This is a genomic window from Flagellimonas sp. HMM57, assembly GCF_021390175.1.
GTDB lineage: Bacteria > Bacteroidota > Bacteroidia > Flavobacteriales > Flavobacteriaceae > Flagellimonas.
Genome location: NZ_CP090004.1, coordinates 2,681,191 through 2,705,447, shown reverse-complemented (window position 1 = coordinate 2,705,447; position 24,257 = coordinate 2,681,191). Strand labels below are relative to the sequence as shown.

The 24,257-nt window shown below is 38.5% G+C and carries 35 protein-coding genes; 4 read left to right on the top strand and 31 right to left on the bottom strand.

Annotated elements, in window-relative coordinates:
• Nucleotides 1-51 precede the first annotated feature (51 nt).
• The 29 genes from rpsK to rpsL all read right to left on the bottom strand — a co-directional run bounded on the left by rpsK (nt 52) and on the right by rpsL (nt 14,980).
• Complete coding sequence (gene rpsK, locus LV716_RS11920) at nt 52-444, bottom strand: 30S ribosomal protein S11 (protein ID WP_163418030.1); 393 nt, start codon at nt 442-444, stop codon at nt 52-54.
• Between the two features lie 104 nt (nt 445-548).
• Nucleotides 549-923 (bottom strand): 30S ribosomal protein S13, encoded by a 375-nt coding sequence (gene rpsM, locus LV716_RS11915; RefSeq protein ID WP_112377326.1) that lies wholly within the window; start codon nt 921-923, stop codon nt 549-551.
• 2 nt (nt 924-925) lie between these two features.
• Nucleotides 926-1,042, bottom strand: a complete 117-nt coding sequence (gene ykgO / locus LV716_RS11910; RefSeq protein ID WP_013621733.1) for a type B 50S ribosomal protein L36 — start codon at nt 1,040-1,042, stop codon at nt 926-928.
• 4 nt (nt 1,043-1,046) lie between these two features.
• Entirely contained in the window at nt 1,047-1,262 is a 216-nt protein-coding gene (gene infA / locus LV716_RS11905; RefSeq protein ID WP_014031991.1) for a translation initiation factor IF-1, read from the bottom strand.
• 108 nt (nt 1,263-1,370) lie between these two features.
• A complete protein-coding gene (gene secY / locus LV716_RS11900; protein WP_163418029.1) occupies nt 1,371-2,714 on the bottom strand; it encodes a preprotein translocase subunit SecY in 1,344 nt (447 codons plus the stop codon).
• 9 nt (nt 2,715-2,723) lie between these two features.
• Nucleotides 2,724-3,176 carry a 50S ribosomal protein L15 gene (gene rplO / locus LV716_RS11895; protein WP_163418028.1) on the bottom strand — a complete coding sequence of 151 codons (453 nt, stop codon included), beginning with the start codon at nt 3,174-3,176 and terminating at the stop codon, nt 2,724-2,726.
• A 13-nt stretch (nt 3,177-3,189) separates the two neighbouring features.
• A complete protein-coding gene (gene rpmD / locus LV716_RS11890; protein ID WP_055397075.1) occupies nt 3,190-3,369 on the bottom strand; it encodes a 50S ribosomal protein L30 in 180 nt (59 codons plus the stop codon).
• Nucleotides 3,370-3,382: 13 nt separating this feature from the next.
• Nucleotides 3,383-3,907, bottom strand: coding sequence for a 30S ribosomal protein S5 (rpsE, locus tag LV716_RS11885; RefSeq protein WP_163418027.1), 525 nt, complete (start codon nt 3,905-3,907; stop codon nt 3,383-3,385).
• A gap of 6 nt (nt 3,908-3,913) precedes the next feature.
• Entirely contained in the window at nt 3,914-4,267 is a 354-nt protein-coding gene (rplR, locus tag LV716_RS11880; protein ID WP_163418026.1) for a 50S ribosomal protein L18, read from the bottom strand.
• 11 nt (nt 4,268-4,278) lie between these two features.
• Nucleotides 4,279-4,821 (bottom strand): 50S ribosomal protein L6, encoded by a 543-nt coding sequence (gene rplF / locus LV716_RS11875; RefSeq protein ID WP_163418025.1) that lies wholly within the window; start codon nt 4,819-4,821, stop codon nt 4,279-4,281.
• A gap of 19 nt (nt 4,822-4,840) precedes the next feature.
• On the bottom strand, nt 4,841-5,239 hold the full coding sequence (rpsH, locus tag LV716_RS11870; protein ID WP_147743544.1) for a 30S ribosomal protein S8: 399 nt from the start codon (nt 5,237-5,239) through the stop codon (nt 4,841-4,843).
• A gap of 17 nt (nt 5,240-5,256) precedes the next feature.
• Nucleotides 5,257-5,526 carry a 30S ribosomal protein S14 gene (gene rpsN, locus LV716_RS11865; RefSeq protein ID WP_073180998.1) on the bottom strand — a complete coding sequence of 90 codons (270 nt, stop codon included), beginning with the start codon at nt 5,524-5,526 and terminating at the stop codon, nt 5,257-5,259.
• 1 nt (nt 5,527) lies between these two features.
• A complete protein-coding gene (gene rplE / locus LV716_RS11860) occupies nt 5,528-6,079 on the bottom strand; it encodes a 50S ribosomal protein L5 (protein WP_163418024.1) in 552 nt (183 codons plus the stop codon).
• A 2-nt stretch (nt 6,080-6,081) separates the two neighbouring features.
• A complete protein-coding gene (gene rplX / locus LV716_RS11855) occupies nt 6,082-6,393 on the bottom strand; it encodes a 50S ribosomal protein L24 (RefSeq protein WP_163418023.1) in 312 nt (103 codons plus the stop codon).
• 13 nt (nt 6,394-6,406) lie between these two features.
• Nucleotides 6,407-6,775 carry a 50S ribosomal protein L14 gene (gene rplN / locus LV716_RS11850; protein WP_163418022.1) on the bottom strand — a complete coding sequence of 123 codons (369 nt, stop codon included), beginning with the start codon at nt 6,773-6,775 and terminating at the stop codon, nt 6,407-6,409.
• Nucleotides 6,776-6,777: 2 nt separating this feature from the next.
• Complete coding sequence (gene rpsQ, locus LV716_RS11845) at nt 6,778-7,035, bottom strand: 30S ribosomal protein S17 (RefSeq protein WP_163418021.1); 258 nt, start codon at nt 7,033-7,035, stop codon at nt 6,778-6,780.
• Nucleotides 7,036-7,048: 13 nt separating this feature from the next.
• Nucleotides 7,049-7,240: a 50S ribosomal protein L29 gene (rpmC, locus tag LV716_RS11840; protein ID WP_163418020.1), complete on the bottom strand. Its 192-nt coding sequence runs from the start codon at nt 7,238-7,240 to the stop codon at nt 7,049-7,051.
• A 19-nt stretch (nt 7,241-7,259) separates the two neighbouring features.
• Nucleotides 7,260-7,679: a 50S ribosomal protein L16 gene (rplP, locus tag LV716_RS11835; RefSeq protein ID WP_055397052.1), complete on the bottom strand. Its 420-nt coding sequence runs from the start codon at nt 7,677-7,679 to the stop codon at nt 7,260-7,262.
• Between the two features lie 20 nt (nt 7,680-7,699).
• Complete coding sequence (gene rpsC / locus LV716_RS11830; RefSeq protein ID WP_073181012.1) at nt 7,700-8,416, bottom strand: 30S ribosomal protein S3; 717 nt, start codon at nt 8,414-8,416, stop codon at nt 7,700-7,702.
• A gap of 8 nt (nt 8,417-8,424) precedes the next feature.
• Complete coding sequence (gene rplV, locus LV716_RS11825) at nt 8,425-8,832, bottom strand: 50S ribosomal protein L22 (protein ID WP_147743539.1); 408 nt, start codon at nt 8,830-8,832, stop codon at nt 8,425-8,427.
• A 7-nt stretch (nt 8,833-8,839) separates the two neighbouring features.
• Entirely contained in the window at nt 8,840-9,118 is a 279-nt protein-coding gene (gene rpsS, locus LV716_RS11820; RefSeq protein ID WP_055397047.1) for a 30S ribosomal protein S19, read from the bottom strand.
• A gap of 12 nt (nt 9,119-9,130) precedes the next feature.
• Nucleotides 9,131-9,955: a 50S ribosomal protein L2 gene (gene rplB, locus LV716_RS11815; RefSeq protein ID WP_163418019.1), complete on the bottom strand. Its 825-nt coding sequence runs from the start codon at nt 9,953-9,955 to the stop codon at nt 9,131-9,133.
• Between the two features lie 9 nt (nt 9,956-9,964).
• A complete protein-coding gene (gene rplW, locus LV716_RS11810) occupies nt 9,965-10,255 on the bottom strand; it encodes a 50S ribosomal protein L23 (protein ID WP_163418018.1) in 291 nt (96 codons plus the stop codon).
• Between the two features lie 7 nt (nt 10,256-10,262).
• On the bottom strand, nt 10,263-10,892 hold the full coding sequence (rplD, locus tag LV716_RS11805; protein ID WP_163418017.1) for a 50S ribosomal protein L4: 630 nt from the start codon (nt 10,890-10,892) through the stop codon (nt 10,263-10,265).
• A complete protein-coding gene (rplC, locus tag LV716_RS11800; RefSeq protein WP_163418016.1) occupies nt 10,892-11,509 on the bottom strand; it encodes a 50S ribosomal protein L3 in 618 nt (205 codons plus the stop codon). The genes rplD and rplC overlap by 1 nt, the downstream gene beginning before the upstream one ends.
• A 160-nt stretch (nt 11,510-11,669) precedes the next feature.
• Nucleotides 11,670-11,975 carry a 30S ribosomal protein S10 gene (gene rpsJ, locus LV716_RS11795; RefSeq protein ID WP_007094989.1) on the bottom strand — a complete coding sequence of 102 codons (306 nt, stop codon included), beginning with the start codon at nt 11,973-11,975 and terminating at the stop codon, nt 11,670-11,672.
• Nucleotides 11,976-11,987: 12 nt separating this feature from the next.
• Nucleotides 11,988-14,114 carry an elongation factor G gene (gene fusA / locus LV716_RS11790; RefSeq protein WP_163418015.1) on the bottom strand — a complete coding sequence of 709 codons (2,127 nt, stop codon included), beginning with the start codon at nt 14,112-14,114 and terminating at the stop codon, nt 11,988-11,990.
• A gap of 8 nt (nt 14,115-14,122) precedes the next feature.
• Nucleotides 14,123-14,599: a 30S ribosomal protein S7 gene (rpsG, locus tag LV716_RS11785; RefSeq protein ID WP_097047024.1), complete on the bottom strand. Its 477-nt coding sequence runs from the start codon at nt 14,597-14,599 to the stop codon at nt 14,123-14,125.
• A 6-nt stretch (nt 14,600-14,605) separates the two neighbouring features.
• Nucleotides 14,606-14,980, bottom strand: coding sequence for a 30S ribosomal protein S12 (rpsL, locus tag LV716_RS11780; protein ID WP_031445118.1), 375 nt, complete (start codon nt 14,978-14,980; stop codon nt 14,606-14,608).
• 545 nt (nt 14,981-15,525) lie between these two features.
• Between rpsL and LV716_RS11775 the strand changes: the two genes are divergently transcribed.
• The 3 genes from LV716_RS11775 to LV716_RS11765 are packed head-to-tail and all read left to right on the top strand — an operon-like array spanning nt 15,526 to nt 21,641.
• Nucleotides 15,526-18,798, top strand: a complete 3,273-nt coding sequence (locus LV716_RS11775) for a SusC/RagA family TonB-linked outer membrane protein (RefSeq protein ID WP_163418014.1) — start codon at nt 15,526-15,528, stop codon at nt 18,796-18,798.
• A gap of 27 nt (nt 18,799-18,825) precedes the next feature.
• Nucleotides 18,826-20,544, top strand: a complete 1,719-nt coding sequence (locus LV716_RS11770) for a SusD/RagB family nutrient-binding outer membrane lipoprotein (protein WP_163418013.1) — start codon at nt 18,826-18,828, stop codon at nt 20,542-20,544.
• Between the two features lie 20 nt (nt 20,545-20,564).
• The gene (locus LV716_RS11765) at nt 20,565-21,641 is read left to right on the top strand and encodes a hypothetical protein (protein WP_163418012.1); all 1,077 of its coding nucleotides are present in this window, start codon (nt 20,565-20,567) and stop codon (nt 21,639-21,641) included.
• Between the two features lie 83 nt (nt 21,642-21,724).
• On the opposite strand, the gene LV716_RS11760 is transcribed toward LV716_RS11765, so the two are convergent.
• Nucleotides 21,725-22,465, bottom strand: coding sequence for a hypothetical protein (locus LV716_RS11760; protein WP_163418011.1), 741 nt, complete (start codon nt 22,463-22,465; stop codon nt 21,725-21,727).
• A 229-nt stretch (nt 22,466-22,694) separates the two neighbouring features.
• On the opposite strand from LV716_RS11760, the gene rlmB reads away from it, so the two are divergent.
• Entirely contained in the window at nt 22,695-23,432 is a 738-nt protein-coding gene (gene rlmB / locus LV716_RS11755; RefSeq protein WP_163418010.1) for a 23S rRNA (guanosine(2251)-2'-O)-methyltransferase RlmB, read from the top strand.
• Nucleotides 23,433-23,435: 3 nt separating this feature from the next.
• On the opposite strand, the gene LV716_RS11750 is transcribed toward rlmB, so the two are convergent.
• Entirely contained in the window at nt 23,436-24,164 is a 729-nt protein-coding gene (locus LV716_RS11750; protein WP_163418009.1) for a rhomboid family intramembrane serine protease, read from the bottom strand.
• Nucleotides 24,165-24,257: the final 93 nt, after the last annotated feature.

Here is a 24,257-nt window from a genome sequence, read left to right as displayed (position 1 = left end):
TATACTGCACTCTCGTGAAGACCCTAAAATGGGCCGATTTATAAATGATTATTAAACTCTTCTTCTTTTTGGTGGTCTACAACCGTTGTGGGGTAGTGGTGTTACATCAACTATTTCCGTTACTTCTATTCCTGCATTATGAATGGAACGAATAGCAGACTCTCTACCATTTCCCGGTCCCTTTACGTAAACCTTTACTTTTCTAAGTCCTGCCTCATGCGCAACCTTTGCACAATCTTCAGCAGCAACTTGGGCTGCATAAGGAGTATTCTTTTTAGAGCCTCTAAAGCCCATCTTTCCTGCAGATGACCAAGAGATAACATCCCCCTTTTTATTGGTCAAAGAAATGATGATGTTATTAAAGGATGCTACTACATGAGCCTCGCCAGTAGATTCTACAACTACTTTGCGTTTTTTGGCTGTTTTAGTATTTGCTTTTGCCATATCTTTTAGTTTCTAGTTGTTAGTTTTTAGTTATTGGAATCCTAGACTTTTACATTTCAAACAGATTCTTCTAACTTCTAAATACTAATGACTAATCTTATTAATTATTTAGTTGCTTTTTTCTTGTTGGCAACTGTTTTACGCTTTCCTTTTCTTGTCCTAGAGTTATTCTTGGTACGCTGGCCTCTAAGTGGCAATCCTGATCTATGACGAATTCCACGGTAGCAACCAATATCCATCAATCGCTTGATGTTCAATTGCGTTTCTGAACGAAGTTCACCTTCTATGGTATAAGATGAAACTGCCTCCCTAATTCTTCCTATTTCGTCATCATTCCAATCAGAAACTTTGGTATCCACGCTTACTTGGGCTTTTTCCAAAATTTCTTCTGCCCTACTTTTACCAATTCCGTAAATGTAGGTAAGTGAAATAACTCCACGCTTTTGTTTAGGTATATCTACACCTGCGATTCTTGCCATAATTACCCTTGTCTTTGTTTAAATCTAGGATTCTTTTTGTTGATTACGTATAATCTGCCTTTTCTGCGAACTATCTTGCATTCGGCGCTTCTCTTCTTTATTGATGCTCTTACTTTCATCGTATTAGTATCTGTAAGTAATTCTTGCTTTTGTTAAATCGTATGGGCTCATTTCTAGCTTAACCTTATCTCCTGGAAGCAATTTTATATAGTGCATACGCATTTTTCCAGAGATATGTGCGGTAACCACATGCCCATTTTCTAATTCCACCCGAAACATAGCATTTGACAATGCTTCTATAATTGTTCCGTCTTGTTCTATTGCTGGCTGCTTTGCCATATTTTAGTAATTAGTTTTCAGTTATAAGTTATAAGTTTTTCCATCTCTTTTGACATCCTTCACCGCAACGGTCATCTAACCTCTAACTTCTTGCTTCTAACTTCTATTTTACGCTACTTTTCTATTTTTCCCGGTCTTCATCAAACCGTCATAATGTCTATTCAACAAATAAGAATTTACTTGCTGTACTGTATCGATTGCAACACCGACCATAATTAATAGTGATGTACCTCCATAAAAAAGTGCCCAACCTGCCTGTACATCCATTAATTTCACAACTACTGCAGGTAAAACTGCCAGTAGGGCGAGAAAAACAGAACCAGGAAGTGTTATTAAGGACATTATTTTATCCAAAAAATCACCTGTTTCCTTTCCGGGACGAATTCCTGGAATAAAACCACCACTTCGTTTTAAATCATCTGCCATTTTGTTCGTAGGAACCGTTATAGCGGTGTAGAAATATGTGAAAATGATGATCAATACGGCGAAAAGAATGTTGTAGGCCAATCCAAAAATATCAGCAAATTGCACTTCCATCCATTGTCCAACCGCAGTATTATTAAATGTTTTTCCAAGCAAACTTGGTGCAAACATTATAGCTTGAGCAAAAATGATTGGCATTACACCAGATGCATTCAGCTTTAACGGGATATATTGTCTAGATCCCATGATATTTTTCTCATAACCGCCAGATGCTGTCCTTCTTGCATACTGTACTGGTATCTGTCTTACCGCCATTACCAAAAGTACACTGGCCAAAATAACCAAGAACCAGATGATAACCTCGATTAGCATAAACATAATGCCACCAGTATTGTTAGTTGTTCTTGAAATAAATTCTTGAACAAAGGATTGCGGCATAGTGGCGATAATACCGATCATAATCAATAAAGAGATACCGTTTCCAATACCTTTATCCGTAATCTTTTCTCCTAACCACATGGCAAAAACACATCCTGTCACCAAAATGATTACCGCAGGTACTATAAAATCAAGTCCTTTACCTAAAACAAAAGCACTATCAGGAACACCCAGTGCTCCTAAACCAAACAAATATGCTGGAGCCTGAACAATACATATCGCTATTGTCAACCAACGGGTAATTTGATTAATAGTCTTTCTACCACTTTCTCCCTCTTTCTGTAGTTTTTGAAGATAAGGAATAGCAATACCCATTAACTGTACTACAATCGAAGCTGAAATGTAAGGCATAATACCTAAAGCAAATACAGAAGCATTAGCAAAAGCACCTCCTGTAAACGCATTAAGAATACCTAAAATACCTTGCTCTGTATTTGAGGTCAATTGCGCCAATTGTGAGGTATCAATACCCGGAAGTACAACTTGAGCACCAAAACGATATACCAATAACAAGCCTAATGTTATAAGTATGCGTTGTCTTAGTTCTTCTATCTTCCAAATATTTGATATGGTCTCGACTACTTTCTTCATGCTATTTCCTTATAAACTTATTGCTTCTCCTCCTGCGGCTTCAATAGCTGCTTTAGCAGAAGCTGTAAATTTATGTACTGAAACTTTTAGGGATGCTTTTAACTCACCATTACCCAAAATTTTCACTAAATCATTCTTACCTGCCAATCTATTTTCAACAAGTGTTTCCAAGGTAATTTCTTTTTTTACTACACCGTTGTCCACCAACTCCTGCAGTTTATTAAGATTGATACCCTGATATTCCTTCCTATTGATGTTTTTGAAACCAAATTTGGGGACTCTTCGCTGTAAAGGCATTTGACCTCCTTCGAATCCAATCTTTTTTGAGTATCCAGATCTAGACTTGGCACCTTTATGTCCTCTTGCAGAAGTGCCCCCTTTTCCAGAACCTTCTCCTCTACCCAATCGTTTTCCGTCTCTGTTTACAGCGCCTTCTGCTGGTTTAAGATTATGTAAATCCATTTACCGTTATATTTTAAGCTTCCTCAGTGGAAACCAAGTGTTTTACCTTATTTATCATTCCAAGGATATTAGGCGTTGCATCATGCTCAACAACATGCCCAATTTTACGCAAACCCAAAGCTTCCAAAGTTCTTTTTTGATTTTGGGTTCTTTTGATAGCGCTCTTTACTTGTTTAACCTTAATTTTCGACATAATATCCTCTTATTTATCCCTTAAAGACTTTTTCCAAAGAAATACCTCTTTGATTTGCTACGGTTTGTGCACCTCTTAATTGTAAAAGCGCATCGAAAGTTGCCTTAACAACATTGTGTGGATTGGAAGAACCTTGGGACTTTGATAAAACATCGTGCACACCAACTGCTTCCAATACCGCTCTAACGGCTCCACCTGCGATAACCCCTGTACCTGTCGATGCTGGTTGGATATATACGCGTGCACCACCATATTTACCTTTTTGTTCGTGAGGCAGTGTTGCTTTGTTAAGTGGAATCCTTATCAAATTCTTCTTTGCGTCCTCAATAGCCTTGGCGATTGCCGTTGCAACTTCTTTTGATTTTCCTAAACCATGACCTACTACGCCATTCTCATCACCAACAACTACTATTGCTGAAAATCCGAATGCTCTACCACCTTTTGTAACTTTAGTAACCCTTTGGACTCCTACCAAACGATCTTTCAACTCCAGTCCACCTGGCTTAACTGTTTCTACGTTTTTGTATTTCTGGTACATAGTATATTAGAATTTAAGTCCGGCTTCCCTTGCTCCTTCAGCCAATGATTTTACTCTACCGTGGTAAAGGTTTCCACCTCTATCAAAAGCAACAGCTTCAATTCCTAGCTTTTGAGCTTTTTCCGCAATTACTTTACCCACTTGGGCAGCAACTTCAATTTTTGTTCCTTTTGTTTCAACTCCCTTGTCCCGTGATGATGCTGCGGCCAATGTAACCCCATTCTCGTCATTGATCAATTGAGCATATATCTCTTTATTACTTCTGAAAACAGACAATCTTGGTCTTGCTTCAGTACCAGCAGAAACTTTTCGTATTCTTCTTCTGATTCGTAATTTTCTTTCCGTTTTAGATAATCCCATTGTACTGTTAATTATGCTGATTTACCTGCTTTTCTTCTCAATTGTTCACCAACAAACTTGATTCCCTTTCCTTTGTAAGGTTCAGGCTTACGGAAAGCTCTGATTTTGGCAGCAACTTGACCTACCAATTGTTTGTCGTGCGAGGTCAATTTCACAATAGGGTTCTTCCCTTTCTCAGAGATAGTTTCAATTTTCACCTCTGGTGCAACATTCAAAACAATATTGTGCGAGAAACCTAAAGCTAAATCCAATTTTTGTCCTTGGTTACTAGCTCGGTATCCAACTCCAACCAATTCCAATTCTTTTGTCCACCCTTTAGAGACACCATCTACCATATTGTTTACCAAGGAACGATATAGTCCATGCTTAGCCTTGTGCTCCTTTGAATCGGAAGGACGGCTTATATGAACGTTACCTTCCTCAACTTTTATAGCAACTCCTGAAAATTCCTGGGAAAGCTCTCCCAATTTACCTTTTACGGTAACCACATTTTCGTTCACATCTACAGTGACTCCTTCTGGTATTGCAACTGGATTGTTACCTATTCTAGACATTTCTTTTCTCTTTACTCAATTAATAAACGTAGCACAATACTTCGCCACCTACGTTATCTTGCTTAGCTTGCTTGCTTGTCATAACACCATGTGATGTTGAGACGATGGCAACACCCAATCCGTTAAGCACTCGTGGCAATTCATCTGAACCTGCATACTTACGTAGTCCAGGTTTACTCACCCTTTGTAATTTCTTTATTACAGGTTCTTTGGTAAACTTGTCATATTTCAAGGCAATCTTGATGTTTCCCTGAACTTTGTTATCCTCGAACTTGTAACTCAAAATATATCCTTGGTCGAACAATATTTTAGTAATCTGTCTTTTAAGATTGGAAGCAGGAATATCTACCACCCTATGACCGGCGCTACTAGCGTTTCTAATTCTGGTCAAATAATCTGAAATTGGATCTGTAAGCATTTCTTTTCTTTATCTGTTTACCAACTTGCTTTTTTAACTCCTGGAATCAAGCCTTGATTGGCCATTTCCCTAAAAGTCACCCTAGATATACCAAATGTTCTCATATATCCTCTTGGTCTACCGGTCAATTTGCAACGATTGCGCATACGTACCGGAGATGCATTTTTAGGAAGTTTTTGCAAAGCTTCATAATCTCCAGCTTCTTTTAAAGCTTTTCTCTTTTCCGCATACTTCGCAACCATTTTAGCCCTTTTTACCTCACGGGCCTTCATTGATTCTTTAGCCATATTAGTTCTTTTTAAAGGGTAGTCCCAATTGGGTTAATAATGATTTTGCTTCTTTATCTGTATCGGCAGAAGTAACAAATGTGATATCCATTCCGTTAATTCTGTTGATTTTGTCAATATTTATCTCTGGAAAGATAATTTGTTCGGTAACTCCAAGATTGTAATTGCCCCTACCATCAAAACCAGTGGCTTTTATACCTTGAAAATCTCGTACCCTAGGCAATGCCGAAGTAATCAATCTATCTAAAAATTCATACATGCGCTCACCTCTCAGAGTAACCTTGGCACCTATAGGCATACCTTTTCTCAGCTTGAAGCTAGCGACATCCTTTTTAGATATGGTAGCAACTGCTTTTTGTCCGGTGATATTGGTCAACTCATCCACTGCATGGTCAATAAGCTTTTTGTCAGAAACTGCAGCACCAACGCCTCGGCTAACCACAATCTTTTCCAATTTAGGAACTTGCATTACGTTTTTGTAACCGAATTCTTCCGATAGCGCTTTAATAACACGCTCTTTATATTCTGATTTTAATCTTGGAATGTAACTCATAACTAAATTACTTCATTGGATTTTTTAGAAAACCTAACTTTTTTTCCATCTCTCAATTCGTACCCCACTCTTGTAGCTTCTCCCGATTTAGAATCGATCAAAGAGAGATTGGAAATATGAATAAAAGCTTCCTTTTTTACAATTCCGCCTTGAGGGTTATTTGCACTTGGCTTTTCGTGTTTGGAAACCATATTGGCCCCTTCTACGATAGCTTTGTTCTTTTCACGGTCAACCTTAAGCACTTTACCTTCGGTTCCTTTATGGTCACCTGCGATTATCTTAACGGTATCTCCTGTTTTAATTTTCAACTTCATCTTGATCTTTCTTTTAAAGTACCTCTGGGGCTAATGAAACTATCTTCATAAACTGCTTGTCCCTAAGCTCACGGGCAACAGGTCCAAAAACCCTGGTTCCCCTCATTTCACCTGTAGGATTCAATAGTACGCATGCATTATCGTCAAAACGAATATAAGAGCCATCAGGTCTTCTTACTTCTTTTTTCGTACGAACTACAACAGCCGTAGAAACAGAACCTTTTTTAACTGTTCCGTTTGGAGAAGCCTCCTTAATAGTGACAACAATTTTATCACCCAATGAAGCATATCTTCTTTTTGTTCCCCCGAGTACACGAATGGTCAAAACTTCTTTTGCACCTGTATTATCCGCAACCTTTAATCTTGATTCTTGCTGTAACATAATTATTTAGCTCTTTCAAGGATTTCAACCAATCTCCAACACTTTGTCTTACTCAATGGTCTGGTTTCCATTATTTTAACCGTATCACCTTCGTTGCAATCATTCTTTTCATCATGGGCAACATACTTCTTGGTCTTTAAAACGAACTTACCGTACATAGGGTGCTTAACTCGCTTTACCTCGGCAACCACAATAGATTTCTCCATTTTGTTGCTTGTAACAACGCCTATTCTTTCTTTTCTTAAATTTCTTTTTTCCATAAGGCAAAACCAATTATTGTAATTCCCTTTTAGTTATTTCTGTTGCAAGTCTTGCTACCGTCCTTCTAGTTTTTCTTATCTGTAAAGGGTTTTCCAGAGGAGTTACTGAGTGTGCCATCTTCAAATCAGCATGTTGCTTCTTGAACTCGGACAATCTTTCCTTTAGCTCTTCAATTGAAAGTTCTTTTATCTCTGACTGTTTCATCTTTCTTCTCAATTAAATATTAAGCGGAATAATCCCTTGCTACGATAAACTTAGTTTTAACTGGAAGCTTTTGAGCCGCTAGTCTTAATGCTTCCTTTGCGATATCCATAGGAACACCGGCAACCTCGAACATGATTCTTCCCGGTTTAACCACAGCTACCCAATACTCAGGAGCACCTTTACCTTTACCCATACGTACTTCCAAAGGCTTTTTTGTGATAGGCTTATCCGGAAATATTTTAATCCATAGCTGACCCTGCCTTTTCATATACCTTGTCGCAGCGATACGTGCAGCCTCTATTTGACGGGAAGTAATGAAATGTGAATCCAAGGACTTGATACCGAACATTCCATTGGAAAGTTGGTGTCCTCTTTGGGAATTCCCTTTCATACGTCCCTTCTGGGCTTTACGAAATTTTGTTCTTTTTGGCTGTAACATTCTACCTTTACTTTATCTTATTACTTTCTACGACGTTGTGGTTTCTTACCATCACGCTTGTCGCCTTTTCCTTGACCTTTGGACAATCCTACTAATGGGGAAAGCTCTCTTTTACCATAGACTTCGCCCTTCATGATCCAAACTTTGATTCCCAATCTTCCATAAGTGGTATGCGCTTCATGCAAAGCATAATCCACATCTGCACGGAAAGTTGACAATGGAATCCTTCCTTCCTTATAAGATTCGGAACGTGCCATTTCAGCCCCGTTCAAACGTCCAGAAATCTGAATTTTGATTCCCTCAGCGTTCATACGTATTGCAGCTGCAATGGCCATCTTAATAGCTCTTCTGTATGAAATTCTGCTTTCAATTTGTCTTGCAACACTTGCAGCAACCAAATTGGCGTCAAGTTCAGGTCTCTTTATTTCATGAATATTGATTTGAACCTCTTTGTTGGTGATTTTCTTAAGCTCTTCCTTAAGTTTATCAACCTCTTGTCCCCCTTTACCAATAATAATACCAGGTCTAGCCGTAGTAATGGTGATGGTAATCAATTTTAAGGTTCTCTCAATAATTACCCTAGACACACTGGCCTTTGCCAAACGCGCGTGGATATATTTTCTTATTTTATCATCCTCAGCCAGCTTATCGCCGTAATCGTTACCGCCGTACCAGTTAGATTCCCATCCTCTGATGATTCCTAAGCGATTTCCTATCGGATTGGTCTTTTGTCCCATATTATACTCTAGCTTTGAACGTTGTTATTAGCTTCCAAGATCATGGTAACATGGTTGGAACGTTTTCTTATTCTATGCGCTCTTCCTTGTGGGGCAGGACGCAGTCTTTTCAACATAGTTCCTCCGTCCACACGAATTTCTTTAATGATAAGGTCAGCATCTTCAATACTTGCTTCCTCATTTTTTGCTTCCCAGTTGGCAATTGCAGAAAGCAACAATTTCTCCAACTTTCTTGAAGCCTCTTTAGGATTGAACCTTAAAATTGCAAGTGCCATCTCCACCTGTTTTCCCCTTACCAAGTCAGCGACCAAACGCATTTTTCTTGGCGAGGTTGGGCAATTGTTCAACTTTGCAATAGCAAGCTGCTTTTTTTCTTCCTTCAACCTTTCGGCCATTTGTCTTTTACGAACTCCCATAGCTTACTTACTTTTTACCTTTGTTTTTAGCTCCTGCATGACCCCTAAAAGATCGTGTAGGTGAAAATTCTCCAAGCTTATGACCCACCATGTTTTCTGTGACGTAAACAGGGACAAATTGTCTTCCGTTATGCACCGCTATGGTTTGTCCTACGAAATCCGGAGTTATCATTGAGGCTCTAGACCATGTTTTGATAACTGATTTCTTACCTGAATCTATATTGTTCTGGACTTTCTTTTCCAGACTATGATGAACGTAAGGTCCTTTTTTTAATGAACGTGCCATTTACTTTTTCTTTTATTTCTTTCTACGTTCTATAATATATCTATTTGTATCCTTGGTCTTAGAGCGTGTTCTAAATCCTTTAGCAGGAATACCGTTCTTAGATCTTGGATGACCACCTGAGGCTCTACCTTCACCACCACCCATTGGATGATCAACAGGGTTCATAGCTACTGGCCTAGTTCTTGGTCTTCTACCCAACCATCTGCTTCTACCTGCTTTACCAGATACCAACAATTGATGATCAGAATTGGAAACAGCTCCAATAGTAGCCAAACAATTGGCTAAAATCATACGTGTTTCACCAGATGGCAATTTAATAGTGACAAATTTTCCATCCTTGGCCATTAATTGCGCAAAAGTACCTGCACTTCGCGCCATAACGGCACCTTGACCGGGTCTTAACTCAATACATGAAATAATAGTACCCAATGGAATTTCACTTAATGGAAGTGCATTTCCAATTTCTGGAGCAGATTTTGAACCAGAAGATATTTTCTGACCTACCTGCATTCCATTTTGAGCAACCACATATCTCTTTTCGCCATCCTTATATTCAACCAAAGCAATAAATGCAGTTCTGTTAGGATCGTACTGGATTGACACAATGGTAGCATCCACTCCTTGTTTATCTCTTTTGAAATCGATAACACGATACCTTCTTTTATGTCCACCACCTCTATGGCGAATGGTCATTTTTCCTTGACTGTTCCTACCACCTGACTTTTTTAACGGAGCAAGCAAGCTTTTCTCCGGCTTATCAGTAGTGATGGCGTCAAATCCGTTCACTACTCTAAAACGCTGTCCAGGGGTTATCGGTTTTAATTTTCTAACTGACATTCCTTGTCTTTATAGATTACTGTAAAAATCAATAATATCTCCTTCAGCTACGTCAACAATTGCCTTTTTCAAGGAATTGGTCTTTCCGTGCTGGATTCCTGTTTTCGTATAACGACTCTTACGATTTGGACCATAATTCATGGTTCTTACCTTTTCCACAGAAACACCATAAGTAGCCTCAACCGCTTCCTTGATCTGAAGTTTGTTGGCCGTTGGGTCAACGTAGAAACCATAACGATTGAAAAGCTCGCTGTCTGCGGTCATTTTTTCCGTAATGATTGGTTTTATCAACACACTCATGCTATTCTTATTTCTTAAGGTTCGATTCTATTCCTTCCAAAGCACTTTCAGTCAACACCACACTATTCGCGTTTACTATCTTGTAAGTACTTAATTCTGAGTTTGTTACAACTTCAGAACGCTCCAAATTGCGCGACGACAAATATACATTATTATTTGAATCGCCCAACACGATAAGAGACTTTTTATTTTCTATTCCAAGAGACGATAAAAACGCTTTAAAATCTTTCGTCTTTGGAGCTTCAAAGTTGAAGTCCTCGACCACCACGACAGCTTTCTCTTTCGATTTTAATGTCAGTGCAGATTTACGAGCCAAACGCTTCACATTTTTGTTCAATTTTTGCTGGTAATCTCTTGGTCTTGGACCAAAAATTCTACCACCACCCCTAAATATTGGAGACTTGATACTACCAGCCCTTGCCGTACCCGTACCTTTTTGTTTTTTAATCTTTCTGGTACTTCCTGCAATTTCAGCTCTTTCTTTAGCCTTGTGCGTACCTTGTCTTTGGTGTGCCAAATATTGCTTCACATCTAGATAGATGGCATGCTCATTAGGCTCTATGGCGAAAACATCATCAGAAAGGTCCACCTTTCTTCCTGTTTCTTTTCCTTTAATATCTAAAACTGCAACCTTCATTACTTCTCAATTGTTACGTAAGCGTTTTTATGACCTGGAACACAACCTTTAACTACGATAAGATTTTTTTCAGCAACCACTTTCAACACTCTTAAGTTTTGAACCGTTACTCTTTCTCCACCCATTCTACCGGCCATTTTCATTCCCTTGAATACACGAGCTGGATAAGAAGCCGCACCAATAGAACCGGGAGCCCTTAACCTGTTGTGTTGACCATGGGTCGCTTGTCCAACACCACCGAAGCCATGTCTTTTAACAACACCCTGAAAACCTTTTCCTTTTGATGTACCAATAACATCAACAAATTCACCTTCCACAAAAAGGTCAACACCTACAGTGTCACCCAATTTGTATTCACCTTCAAAATCTCGGAATTCAATGACCTTCTTTTTTGGAGAAGCACCTGCTTTTTTAACATGGCCTATTTCAGCCTTGTTTGCACGTTTTTCTGCCTTGTCATCGAAACCAAGCTGAAGGGCACTGTACCCGTCAACCTCTTCGGTTCTGACTTGGGTAACCACGCATGGTCCAGCCTCAAGAACGGTACATGGAATGTTCTTTCCATTCTCGTCGAAGATGCTGGTCATACCGATTTTTCTTCCTATTAACCCAGACATATTTATACTTATTAATTAATTACATTTTGTTACGCCAATTTCTTGGCAAAAAAATTGGGTCAAAGAAAAGATTCTGTGACCCAGATATTTTTCTTTTTCCCGTTTTTCCATCGCACGCAGCTCCGGACATGTCCACCTTTCTCTCAAAAGGCGTGCAAATTTACACTTTTATTTCGACTTCAACACCACTTGGAAGCTCTAATTTCATTAAAGCATCGATAGTTTTTGAAGAAGAGCTATAAATATCCAATAATCTCTTATAAGAACTCAATTGGAATTGCTCTCTTGATTTCTTGTTCACGTGAGGTGAACGCAAAACCGTAAATATCTTTTTATGCGTTGGCAACGGAATTGGACCAGTAACCACAGCACCTGTCGTCTTAACAGTCTTTACAATCTTCTCGGCAGATTTATCCACCAAATTGTGATCGTAAGATTTAAGTTTTATTCTAATTTTTTGACTCATCTTGCTGAAAAATTAAGCGGTTACTCCTTTAACCGTTTTGATAACTTCTTCTGAAATATTACTTGGGGTTTCTGCGTAGTGGGAAAATTCCATAGTTGAAGTGGCCCTACCAGAAGACAATGTTCTCAATGATGTTACATAACCAAACATTTCCGATAAAGGGACTTCACCTTTAACCACCTTTGAACCAGCCCTATCGCTCATGTCGCTAATAGTTCCTCTACGCCTGTTAAGATCCCCAACAATATCACCCATGTTTTCTTCAGGCGTCAACACCTCAATCTTCATAATAGGCTCCATCAATACAGATCTTGCAGCTTTTGCAGCCGCTTTGTATCCCATTTTAGCTGCCAATTCAAAAGATAGTGAATCTGAATCTACAGGGTGGAAAGAACCATCCTTTAAGGTAACCTTCATACTATCCATTTCGAATCCAGCTAAAGGACCATTCTTCATGGCTTCTTTAAATCCTTTTTCTACTGATGGAATATATTCTTTAGGAATATTACCCCCTTTAATAACGTTCACAAATTCCAATCCCACTACTTCATCACCAGCTGGCTCCATAGTAAAGACAATATCCGCAAACTTACCACGACCACCAGACTGTTTCTTGTAAACTTCTCTATGATCTGCAGATTGCGTAATCGCTTCTTTGTATTCCACTTGAGGCTGACCTTGATTAACCTCAACCTTAAATTCGCGACGTAAACGGTCAACGATAATATCCAAGTGAAGCTCACCCATACCAGATATAATAGTCTGCCCTGATGCTTCATCCGTTTTCACTTGGAACGTTGGATCTTCTTCAGCCAATTTAGCCAAAGACATACCCAATTTATCTACATCAGCTTTGGTTTTAGGTTCCACTGCAATACCGATTACCGGATCAGGGAAATCCATACTTTCCAATACAATTGGATGTTTCTCCGCAGACATGGTATCACCAGTCTTGATATCTTTAAATCCAACAGCAGCACCAATATCACCTGCTTCTATATATTCAATAGCATTTTGCTTGTTTGAATGCATTTGGTAGATACGGGAAATCCGTTCTTTTTTACCAGAACGATTATTCAAGATGTATGAACCTGCATCCAAACGGCCAGAATATGCTCTAAAGAATGCCAAACGACCAACAAAAGGATCCGTAGCAATCTTAAACGCCAAAGCGGAGAATGGCTCTTTAGGATCTGGTTTTCTTGTAATCTCGTTTCCAGTATTTGGATCGGTACCTACAATATCATCCTTATCTACAGGAGATGGCAAGTAACGACAAACGGCATCCAACAAGAATTGAACTCCTTTGTTTTTGAACGACGAACCACAAACCATAGGAATGATAGCTCTATCCATAACAGCAGCCCTTAATGCAGCATGCACCTCTTCTTCAGTGATGGAATCTTCGTCCTCGAAGAATTTTTCCATCAACTCCTCATCATATTCAGCAACCGCTTCAATCAAGGCAGCTCTGTACTCCTTAACCTCCGCCTGCATTTCCTCAGGGATATCGATGACGTCAAATGTGGAACCAAAGTTCTCATCATGCCATACAATAGCTCTATTTTTTGCCAAATCGACGATTCCCTTGAAATCTGCTTCTTCACCAATAGGCAAGACGATAGGAACTGCATTAGAGCCTAACATTGTTTTAACCTGGTTACAAACCATCAGGAAATTAGATCCTTGACGATCCATTTTATTTACGAAGCCAATACGTGGCACTTTGTAGTTATCGGCCAATCTCCAGTTCGTTTCAGATTGAGGCTCAACACCATCAACCGCACTGAACAAGAAGACCAATCCATCCAAAACACGCAATGAACGGTTTACCTCAACGGTAAAGTCAACGTGTCCGGGAGTATCTATTATATTAAAGTGGTATCCTTTTGCATCGGCAGTAGGCTTCCCATTCTCAGTTGGGAATTGCCATGTACAGGTTGTAGCAGCAGAGGTAATGGTAATACCACGCTCTTGTTCTTGCTCCATCCAGTCCATGGTAGCGGCACCATCATGTACCTCACCTATTTTATGACTTACACCAGTATAAAAAAGAATACGCTCTGTAGTAGTGGTTTTTCCAGCATCAATATGAGCTGCAATACCAATATTCCTTGTAAATTTTAAATCTCTTGCCATTTTACCAACTAGAATCTAAAGTGAGAGAATGCTTTATTTGCTTCCGCCATTTTGTGGGTATCCACTCTTTTCTTAACCGCTGCACCTTCTTCTTTTGCAGCAGCCAAAACTTCTGCAGCCAATTTTTGCGCCATTGATTTTTCATTACGCTTTCTCGCATAACTGATCAACCATTTCATTGCGGTAGATATTTTTCTATCTGGACGGATTTGCATTGGAATTTGAAATGTTGCACCACCAACTCTTCTACTTCTAACCTCCACATGTGGCATTACATTGGAAAGTGCATCTTTCCATAATTCCAAAGCAGTTTTTTCTTCGTCGGTATTCTTTTCCTCAACAATATCAATCGCATCATAAAAAACTTTAAAAGCAACTGATTTCTTACCATCCCACATCATCATGTTAACAAAACGTGTAACAAGCTGATCGTTAAATCTTGGATCTGGTAAAAGCGGTCTTTTCTTTGCCTGTCTTTTTCTCATCTCTTCTTATTTTTTTGGACGTTTTGCACCGTATTTTGATCTACGCTGCGTTCTACCTGCAACACCTGCAGTATCCAATGCGCCACGGACGATATGATATCTAACCCCTGGCAAATCCTTTACTCTACCACCTCTAACCAATACTATCGAGTGCTCTTGGAGGTTGTGACCTTCACCAGGGATATATGCGTTTACTTCCTTACCATTTGTAAGCCTAACCCTTGCAACTTTACGCATTGCTGAGTTTGGTTTTTTTGGCGTAGTCGTATATACACGCGTACATACCCCTCGTCTTTGAGGACACGAATCCAAAGCAGCCGATTTACTCTTCTTGGTAATTGTGACTCTTCCTTTTCGTACTAATTGTGAAATTGTTGGCATTAAAATTTCTATTAAAAAATCAAAACAACCCTCATTTTGAGGGCTGCAAATGTAGTGATATTTCGGAATAATTCAAATCACTCGGGATTAATTTTATTTTAGATAAAAAACAAGGGTTAAATCAATTATAGTTTGACTATTAAAACTATCGGAAAACAGAATGATTTTTCAAACCCCAACACTGTGAGCAATCTCTACCTCTAAGTAAATTCATATTATGAAAAAAGACCCCATATGTTAAAACAAGTAACCATATTTATCAATTATTAAAGATACAGGGCAAATACGTTAAATTTTGTAAAAAAGTTAACATATATGGCTTATGCAACAACTATGTGAAATATTCTTTTTCCCTATATCAAAAATATTGTCTTTTTTATCATATTCATAATAAAAATCAACCTTACATAGATAGTCTTCAAAAAGACAAACACATTTTGATTAAAATACATTTACTAAAGATTTCTTAAAAAATTACTAGTATTAGTTTGGATTATTAACATGAAATTGTGATTTTAGACCCAGCTAATTCAAATAATTTAAAAATGAGAACAAAACTTAATGGATTGTTAACGCTGTTATTGGCGTTTGTTGTGCAGGTAACCTTTGCACAAGACAAGACGATTTCAGGTACGGTTACGGATGCCGATGGCTTACCACTACCTGGGGTCAACATTGTCGTTGAAGGCACCACTAACGGTACCCAAACAGATTTCGATGGAAACTACACCATCATGGCCAGTACAGGTCAAACACTTCTTTTTACTTATATAGGACAAAAAGAAGCAAGGCGAACAATCGGTGCCGACAGTACAATTAATGTACAGATGTCCGAGGATGCCCAGGCGCTTGAGGAGGTTATTGTAACCGCTCAAGGTATAAAGCGTGAGAAGCAAGCACTGGGGTATGCAGTCTCCGAAGTTGCCAGTGAAGAACTTGAACAACGTCCAGAAGGAGACGTGGGAAGGGTCTTGACAGGTAAAGCATCTGGTCTTAATATTACCCAACAAAGTGGTCTTTCGGGATCAGGAACAAATATCGTTATTAGGGGTTTTAGTTCTTTTAGTGGTAGTAACCAACCATTATTCATTGTGGATGGGGTTCCTTTTTCTAGTGAGACGAATTCTTCAGGAGCTGCAACAGGAGCTGCTGGTGACGATTTCCTTAATGGTAACTCGGGCTCAAGTAGATTTTTGGATTTAGATCCAAACAACATCGAAAGTGTAAATATCCTTAAAGGATTAGCCGCTGCTACCCTATACGGTACACAAGGTCGTAATGGTGTAATCTTAATTACTACCAAAAATGGTGCTTCTACCGGAGCTGCAAAGAAAACTGAGATAACAGTTAATTCTTCTCTGTTCTTTAACGAAATCGCTTCTTTACCAGATTACCAAGATGAATTCGGTAACGGTTTTGACCAAGCTTTTGGCTGGTTCTTCAGTAACTGGGGACCAGGTTTCGAAAGAGATGGTGTAGCAGGTTGGGGCAATGGTATAGATTCTAGACCAAATGTAGGTTTTGATGAAAATGGAACCTTAGCACACCCTTATTCCACAGCTGCAAGTGCAACAGGTATTCCTGCAGCGTTTCCGGAATTTGCCGGGGCTCGTTATGATTGGAGACCTTACGATAGTGTGAAAAATTTCTTTAGAACAGGTGCAGTTACAAGTAATTCTGTCAACGTACGAGGTTCTTCTGAAGATGGAAAGGTTTCTTACAATGCCAACTTTGGACATTTGGATGATACAGGATTTACTCCTGGCAATAATCTTAAGAGATATACTTTAGGTGTAGGTGGTAGAGCAATTCTATCGAATAAATTTACAGTAGCGGGCACACTTAACTTCTCTAACACTAATTTTAGATCACCTCCAGTTGCGGCCAGTGAAGGTAACGGTGCAACTGGAACAGGTTCATCAATTTTTGGGGAATTGTTCTTTACACCACGAAGTGTGGACATCCAAGGTTTACCTTTTCAAAACCCTATAGATGGTTCGAGTACCTACTACAGACAGAACAATAGTATTCAGCATCCACTTTGGACAGTAGCCAATTCAGGCTTTAGACAGAATGTAAATAGAGTGTTTGGACAGTCATCGATTACTTATAACATTAATGACAACCTTAATATCCTGTATCGTTTTGGTTTAGATGTTTATAGTGAAAATAATACCAACTTTCAGAATAAAGGTGGGCGTGGACAAGAAGATGCTGCCTTGGTTAGTGGTATCTACCAAACTTGGAACAATACCAACACCATTCAGAACCATGATTTGATTTTGAACGGTGACTATGACCTTTCTGACAAGATGGGATTAACCTTTAATGCAGGTTTAACCTCCAGAAGAGAAGTTTTTGATCAAACCGGTGTTGCCAGTAATGGACAACAAGTATTCAACGTGCTTAGACATGTAAACTTTGCAAATCAAAATGAAATTCAGTCTTTCCAAGAACGAAATATTGCAGGTGTTTTTGCCCAAGCTGATATCGATTACGATCGTTGGGTCTATTTAACACTAGCTGCAAGAAATGACTGGGTTTCAAATTTGATTACCGAAAACAGATCAGCTTTTTATCCTAGTGCTAGTTTATCTTTTATACCTACTACGGTTATAGATGGGCTTAAAAGTGAGAAAGGACTTAACTATCTAAAAGTTAGAGCAGGTTATGGTACTTCTGCTAATTTCCCAACTGGATATCCTACAGTTTCTATCTTAAACATAAACACACAGTTCTTCCAAAATGGTGGAAATGACGTTGTAACAAACTCTGTTGGAGATCTTCTAGGAAATCCTAATTTACAACCAGAATTACTTACTGAATTTGAAGTAGGTATAGAATCACGTTTCCTTAATAATAGAGTGTCATTAGAAGCTTCATATTACAATAGAACCACTACAGATTTGATTGTTCAACGCCCTCTTGATCCTTCTACAGGATTTTATGCTCAACAAACCAATGTTGGACAGATTAGTGGAGATGGATTGGAAATAGATCTAGGCGTGGATGTCTTCAGAAGTGATTCTGACGGTGTTAACTGGTCTGTAAACGGAAACTTCACAACCAATAATGCAGTTGTAGATGACTTGGGACAAGACACCGATATCATTGTATACGCTGGAGCTAGCACCTTGAATAGTTTAGGTAATGCAGCTATCGAAGGAGAACAATTGGGTGTCATCGTTGGAAATAGAATTGCAAGGAATGAAGCAGGTGAGTTTTTAGTGGATAGTGGTGGAGATTACGTCGTTGAACAAGGACAATTTGTAATTGGAGACCCTAATCCAGATTGGATATTGAACGTTAACAATAATCTCTCCTATAAAAACTTCAACTTCTCTTTCTTATTGAATTATACGCAAGGTGGTGACATCTATTCAAGAACAGTATCTACATTATTGGGTAGAGGTTTAACAACAGATACAGTTGACCGTATCAACACCTTTATTTTGCCAGGTGTTCAAGAATCGGATGGTAGCGTGAATACAAAGCAAATCAACAATTCTACATTTTATTTTAACAACGTATTGTTCGGGCCAGATGAATTGGGAATATATGATGGTACGGTGATTCGCTTACAAGAAATTTCCTTGGGCTATTCCATACCTTCAAAATTATTGGACAAAACTCCATTTGGAGCGGTGAGCTTTACGGTATCTGGTCAAAATTTATTTTACAAAGCCTTAAATGTTCCTGACGGCACTAACTTTGACCCTAACCAAGCTGGTTTGGGTGTTGGTAACGGTAGAGGTTTTGATTACTTGGCAGGTCCAAGTGGTAGAAGATATGGTTTAAGTATAAAAGCTACCTTTTAAGTAAAACAACAGTAAAAAATTATGACGATGAAAAACATATATAAATATCTAGGTTTGGTGTTGTTTTCAGGAGTATTATTCATGACTTCCTGTGAGACTATAGAACTAGATCTAACAGAAAATCCAAATCAACTGCGACCAGACCAATCGAGTCCAGATTTATTTTTGAACTCCATTCAGGTAGATTTTGCATTATTTACGGAATTAATGGGGCAAAATGGGGCGGATTTGGTCCGAATCGGTTACATGAACGGACGTAACTACCAAAATATCACCAACTATAACCCAAATCAGCTTAATAATGAGTGGCAAATCGCCTATCAGGCGGATGCTAATGCAACTATACCAAGTGGTCTTGAGTTCAACGGTATTTTAGCAGATATAAGAGCAATGACTCCAGCTGCGGTTGAAGGCGATCTTTTTTACCACATTGGTATGGGCGAAGTTATAGAAGCATACACTATTGTAACTTTGGTGGACTTTTTTGGCGACATTCCTTATTCAGAAGCGCTACAAGGAAATGCTGAGACACCTATACTTAATCCAAATGTAGATTCAGGTTCTAGTATTTATGATGCAGCCTTGTCACTTTTAGATGATGCTATCGTAAACTTTGGTCTTGATGCTCCTAATGATCCGGCCAATGATTTTTATTACAATGGTGATTGGGACAACTGGATTAAGGCGGCCAATACGTTGAAAATGAAAATTCATTTGCAAAGACGATTGGTTGACCCAACAGCTATTGCAAGTTTTGATGCAATCGTTGCTTCGGGAGACTATATAGATGCAGCTGATGGTTCAGAAGATTTTGAGTTTCAGTGGGGTACCAATGCAGTTCAGCCAGATGCAAGACATCCAAGATACGCTGCAAACTATACACCATCAGGTGGTGCAGATTATCTACCTAACTGGCTGATTAACTATATGAACGAAAGTGATGATCCAAGAATTCGTTACTATTTCTATCGTCAAAATTCAGCTACACCCGGTGCAGAAGCACCAACAAATGAAGAAACTTTGGCGTGTTCTTTAGAACCTGTTCCAGCGCATTATATAGACGGTGGGTTTACTTTCTGTTTTCTTCCTAATGGATATTGGGGAAGAGATCATGGACAAAATGCAGGTATCCCGCCAGATGGCTTTCTTAGAACGGTATATGGTGTTTACCCCTCGGGAGGTAAGTTTGATGACAGTAGTTTTGAAGGGTTATCGGTCGGATCAGGAGGTGCCGGTGCCGGCGTCACCCCTATTCTATTGGCTTCTTGGGTAGATTTCTGGAAAGCTGAGGATGCAATGCTTTCAAATATAGATGATGGTAAGGCCTTTATGCTAGATGGTATTCAAAAATCGATGACCAAGGTAAGATCTTTTGGTTCATTGGATAGTGGAGCAGATAATTCATTCGCTGCTTCAGACGCTGACGTTACAAATTTTGTAAACCAGATTGACGCAGAATTTGATAGCAAAACTGATGATGATGACAAATGGGATCTTGTAGCGGAGCAATATTTCGTAGCACTGTTTGGAAATGGTATAGATGGTTATAATTATTACAGAAGAACCGGTTACCCTACTACTTTGCAGCCAAACTTTGAGCCAGATCCAGGAGCGTTCATAAGGTCACTGAACTATCCAGCAGACTTTGTAAACAACAATTCATCCCAAGATCCCAAACCCAACCAAACTGTTAAAGTTTTTTGGGATACCAATGGAGACTTTCCTGAATTTCCACCTGCAAACTAATAATTTTGATATACAGAAATATGAAAACATATAATAATAAAATTGCAATTTTAGGTTTGGCACTCGCCACTCTATTTGCCTGTGATGATGATGAAAAAGTCGTTGACCAGATTCTAGCACAGGTGGGTACCGGAGCTGTTATAAGAACCATAGATGAGACTAACGATTTGGTATACAATTTTGATACCAATCTATTCGAAAGTGGCTCATCTTACACGATTGATTTGGAAGAACAAGACGAAGAGGGGGGAGACCTTCTTGAAAGTGTTGAGGTTTATGTTAATTTTGATGATAATTCTGATAATGGTGACGACATGTCAACTACAGAAGTATTGCTTCAAACATTAGCCGCAAGTGACTTTACAGATGGTGAAAGAGGTCTGCCTGTAGCAACTATTTCATACACTTCAGATGAATTGATTACCGCAACCAGCATTGATGAATCAATGATTGTAGGTAAAGATCGTTTTGAATTTCGTTTGGTTTTATCCCTAACCAATGGTGAAACTTATACCAATGCTGATGTTGGAGGCCCTGTAAGTGGTGGCGCTTATTTCTCAGCGCCGTTTGAGTACTTTCCTGTAATTGCTTGTTCCATAACAGATGATTTATCCGGCACGCACTCTTACGTAACCACTATTCTTACATCTGCACCTGGCCAATTACCTCCAGGAGAGGACGTACCTGTTGCTTGTACCGCAGGAACAGTTGTTGCAGGAGATGTTACTTGGGAACAGGTTGCTGGTGGTGATGGAAGTCCAATATCTGGTGAATACACTTCTTCAGATATGAGCTTTGGCCAGTTTGAAAGTTGTTATCCTGGTAGAGGCCCAGCTACTGGTGAAGATGTAACTATCATATGGGATTGTATTAGCTTAAATCCTGATGGTGAAGTTTATCTGAAGAACAGTGTAGTGGTTCCAAATGATGACGATGAAGACACAGATTTCACGTATGGATATACAATTACAAGTGTTGCCGGTGCAGAAATGACCATTAGCTTTTCAAACTCTCTCGGAGATACGGGAACTGTCGTTCTTACAAGAGAAGGTGGTGAAGATTGGCCAGCTATCTTTTTAGGAAACAATCCTGAATAAGAATAGATTTAAAGTTTAAAACAAAAAACCGCGCTTATAGCGCGGTTTTTTATATCAATAATATTAATAATTATTGATGATTTTCATAAGTTATTGTAGTAGTACAAAACCTGTACAATATCTTTAGTATCCTTATAATTCAACCTAGAACTAGAGATAAACTTTTTTAGTTTGTCATTTTTGGTTTTGTCATCAGTTTCGAACATTGCCACCAAATTCTTTTTAGAAGGCTTAAAAAACTGTATTTTATTGTCTTTTTTATCCAAGTAGTATAATTCTGTTTGTAAAACAAAACGGCTTGCCACAGGAACCTCAAAAGATGTTGTGGCCGCTTTCCCTTCTTTATATTTTTTTATTCTACGTTCAAACAAAGCTAAATCATCGGTCTCAGCCAATTTAAATAAATGACCATATATGGCTTCGCCATCCTTATCAAAATATTCTCTATAAACTATTTTCTCCCTTCCCAAAACACAATATATATCTTTGTTCTGTGTTAACATTACAATTGTTGTATCGGATGGGCTGATTTTTATCTGTACTTCATCGTTATAACCATCATAACGCATAAGATTTTTACCTTCAAGGCCATCTTTACTGTAAATACTGCCCTCTAAAAAACCTCTTCGGTAAAAACGAGATCCCCTAATATTGGTTTCATCAAATTTTTTGGCCGTTTTACTATTAAGTTGCTGAAATGCATACTGCAACATAGGTTGATTTCCAAAAGATTCATTATCAGCATTATAATTAGCAGGAGCTTGTGCTATTATAGACTGGCCAAGCAATAACCCAAGCGCTGGGTAAAAAAAACTACGTTTCATGATTGATATTTGTTTGTTATTTAATTGATTATGATATTTATCCTTAAAGATAAAAATAAGTGAACATAAAAATTAAATGTAGGTTTATTTTTACGAATACTGAAGATATGAAGTTTTATTTTAGAACATTTGGTAATTTTTCACATTTTAATGGTCGTATATAAAACCCTACTCTAACTTTTAGTATTTCAATATTTGGAAACCTGTCTTTTTACCTACTTTTGCTGCTATGCAAAAACCCAATCAAATCTATGGTATCCGAGCTGTAATAGAAGCCATAGATTCCCAACAGCCGATAAATAAAATTTTTCTTCAAAGAGGATTGAGTGGCGAGCTATTCAAAGAACTGGAAGCTTTGATTCGTAAAAACAGTATCAGCGCATCTTATGTTCCTGTCGAAAAGCTAAACCGACTGACCAGAAACAATCATCAAGGGGCTGTAGCAAATATTTCACCTGTCCAATTTCAGAGTTTTGAGAGCTTGGTGGAACAAGTTCTTGAACAAAAGAAAATTCCTCTTTTTCTGATGTTGGATCAAATTTCCGATGTAAGAAATTTTGGAGCTATGATCAGAACAGCTGAATGTACTGGTGTGGATGGTATCATAATCCCAAAAAGTGGTGCTGCACCTATTACAGACGATACTGTAAAAACTTCTGCTGGAGCTGCTTTTAAAGTCCCTATTACTAAAGTGGACCACCTGAAAGATGCAATATTTTATCTTCAGTCTTCTGGCATCCATGTAATTGCCGCTACTGAAAAATCTGATAATAATGTCTATACTACAGATTTTAAACAGCCTTGTACCATACTTATGGGGTCTGAAGATAAGGGCATCTCATCATCGATTTTGAATTTGGTAGATGCTACAGCAAAGCTACCTCTTTTAGGTGAAATAGATTCACTAAACGTTTCAGTGGCTTGTGGCGTGTTTTTATATGAAGTGGTAAGGCAAAGAATGGGGTAATTCTTACTCGCTGGGATTTTTTTTATAGTGATATTTGATTTTTATTTTTTCGGAGGTTTCTTCATCTAAATCGCTTTCAATAAAATTACCGTCTTCATCAAAATGTTTTAAAAAGGCATCCTCTTCTTCGTTGTAACCCTCTTTCTCCCATTCGAACTTTTTTTCGACCGGAATCCTGATTTTGGCAAAAATCGCCAACAACAATCCTGTAAGAAAACCGGAAAGATGTCCTTCCCAAGAAATACCATCTTTAACCGGAAATATGTACCAAATCATACTTCCATACACAAAAACCACTACCAATGATAACGCTACTAACCTAAAATGTTTGGCAAAAACACCCTTAAAAAATATAAAACTTGCAAGTACATAAATGATACCACTAGCTCCAATATGATATGATGGTCTACCTATCAGCCATGTAAGAGAACCCGATAAAAGCATCCCAAAAAAAAGTATTCTTAACGAGGCGTATCTATAAAAATATACCAGAAAGGCTGTCAAAACTGCAAGTGGAATAGTATTGTTGTACAAATGTGCTACTGAACCATGTATGAAAGGGCTAAATAGAATGCCTTTCAAACCCGAAAGCCGCTGTGGATAAATACCATATTTATTCAAATTGATATCAAATTGAACTTCCACCCAAAATACGGTCCAAATTGATAAAACCGCCATCAAAGGTGCAAATAAAACCCAATTAGAGTATTTAAAATGATTCTTTTCTAGCATAACAAAATAAAAGCAATTATGTGACCATTACTTAAAATACGCACAAATTGTCATGTTAGGAGAGATTGTATTTCTAAGTTAGATGAAAAATAA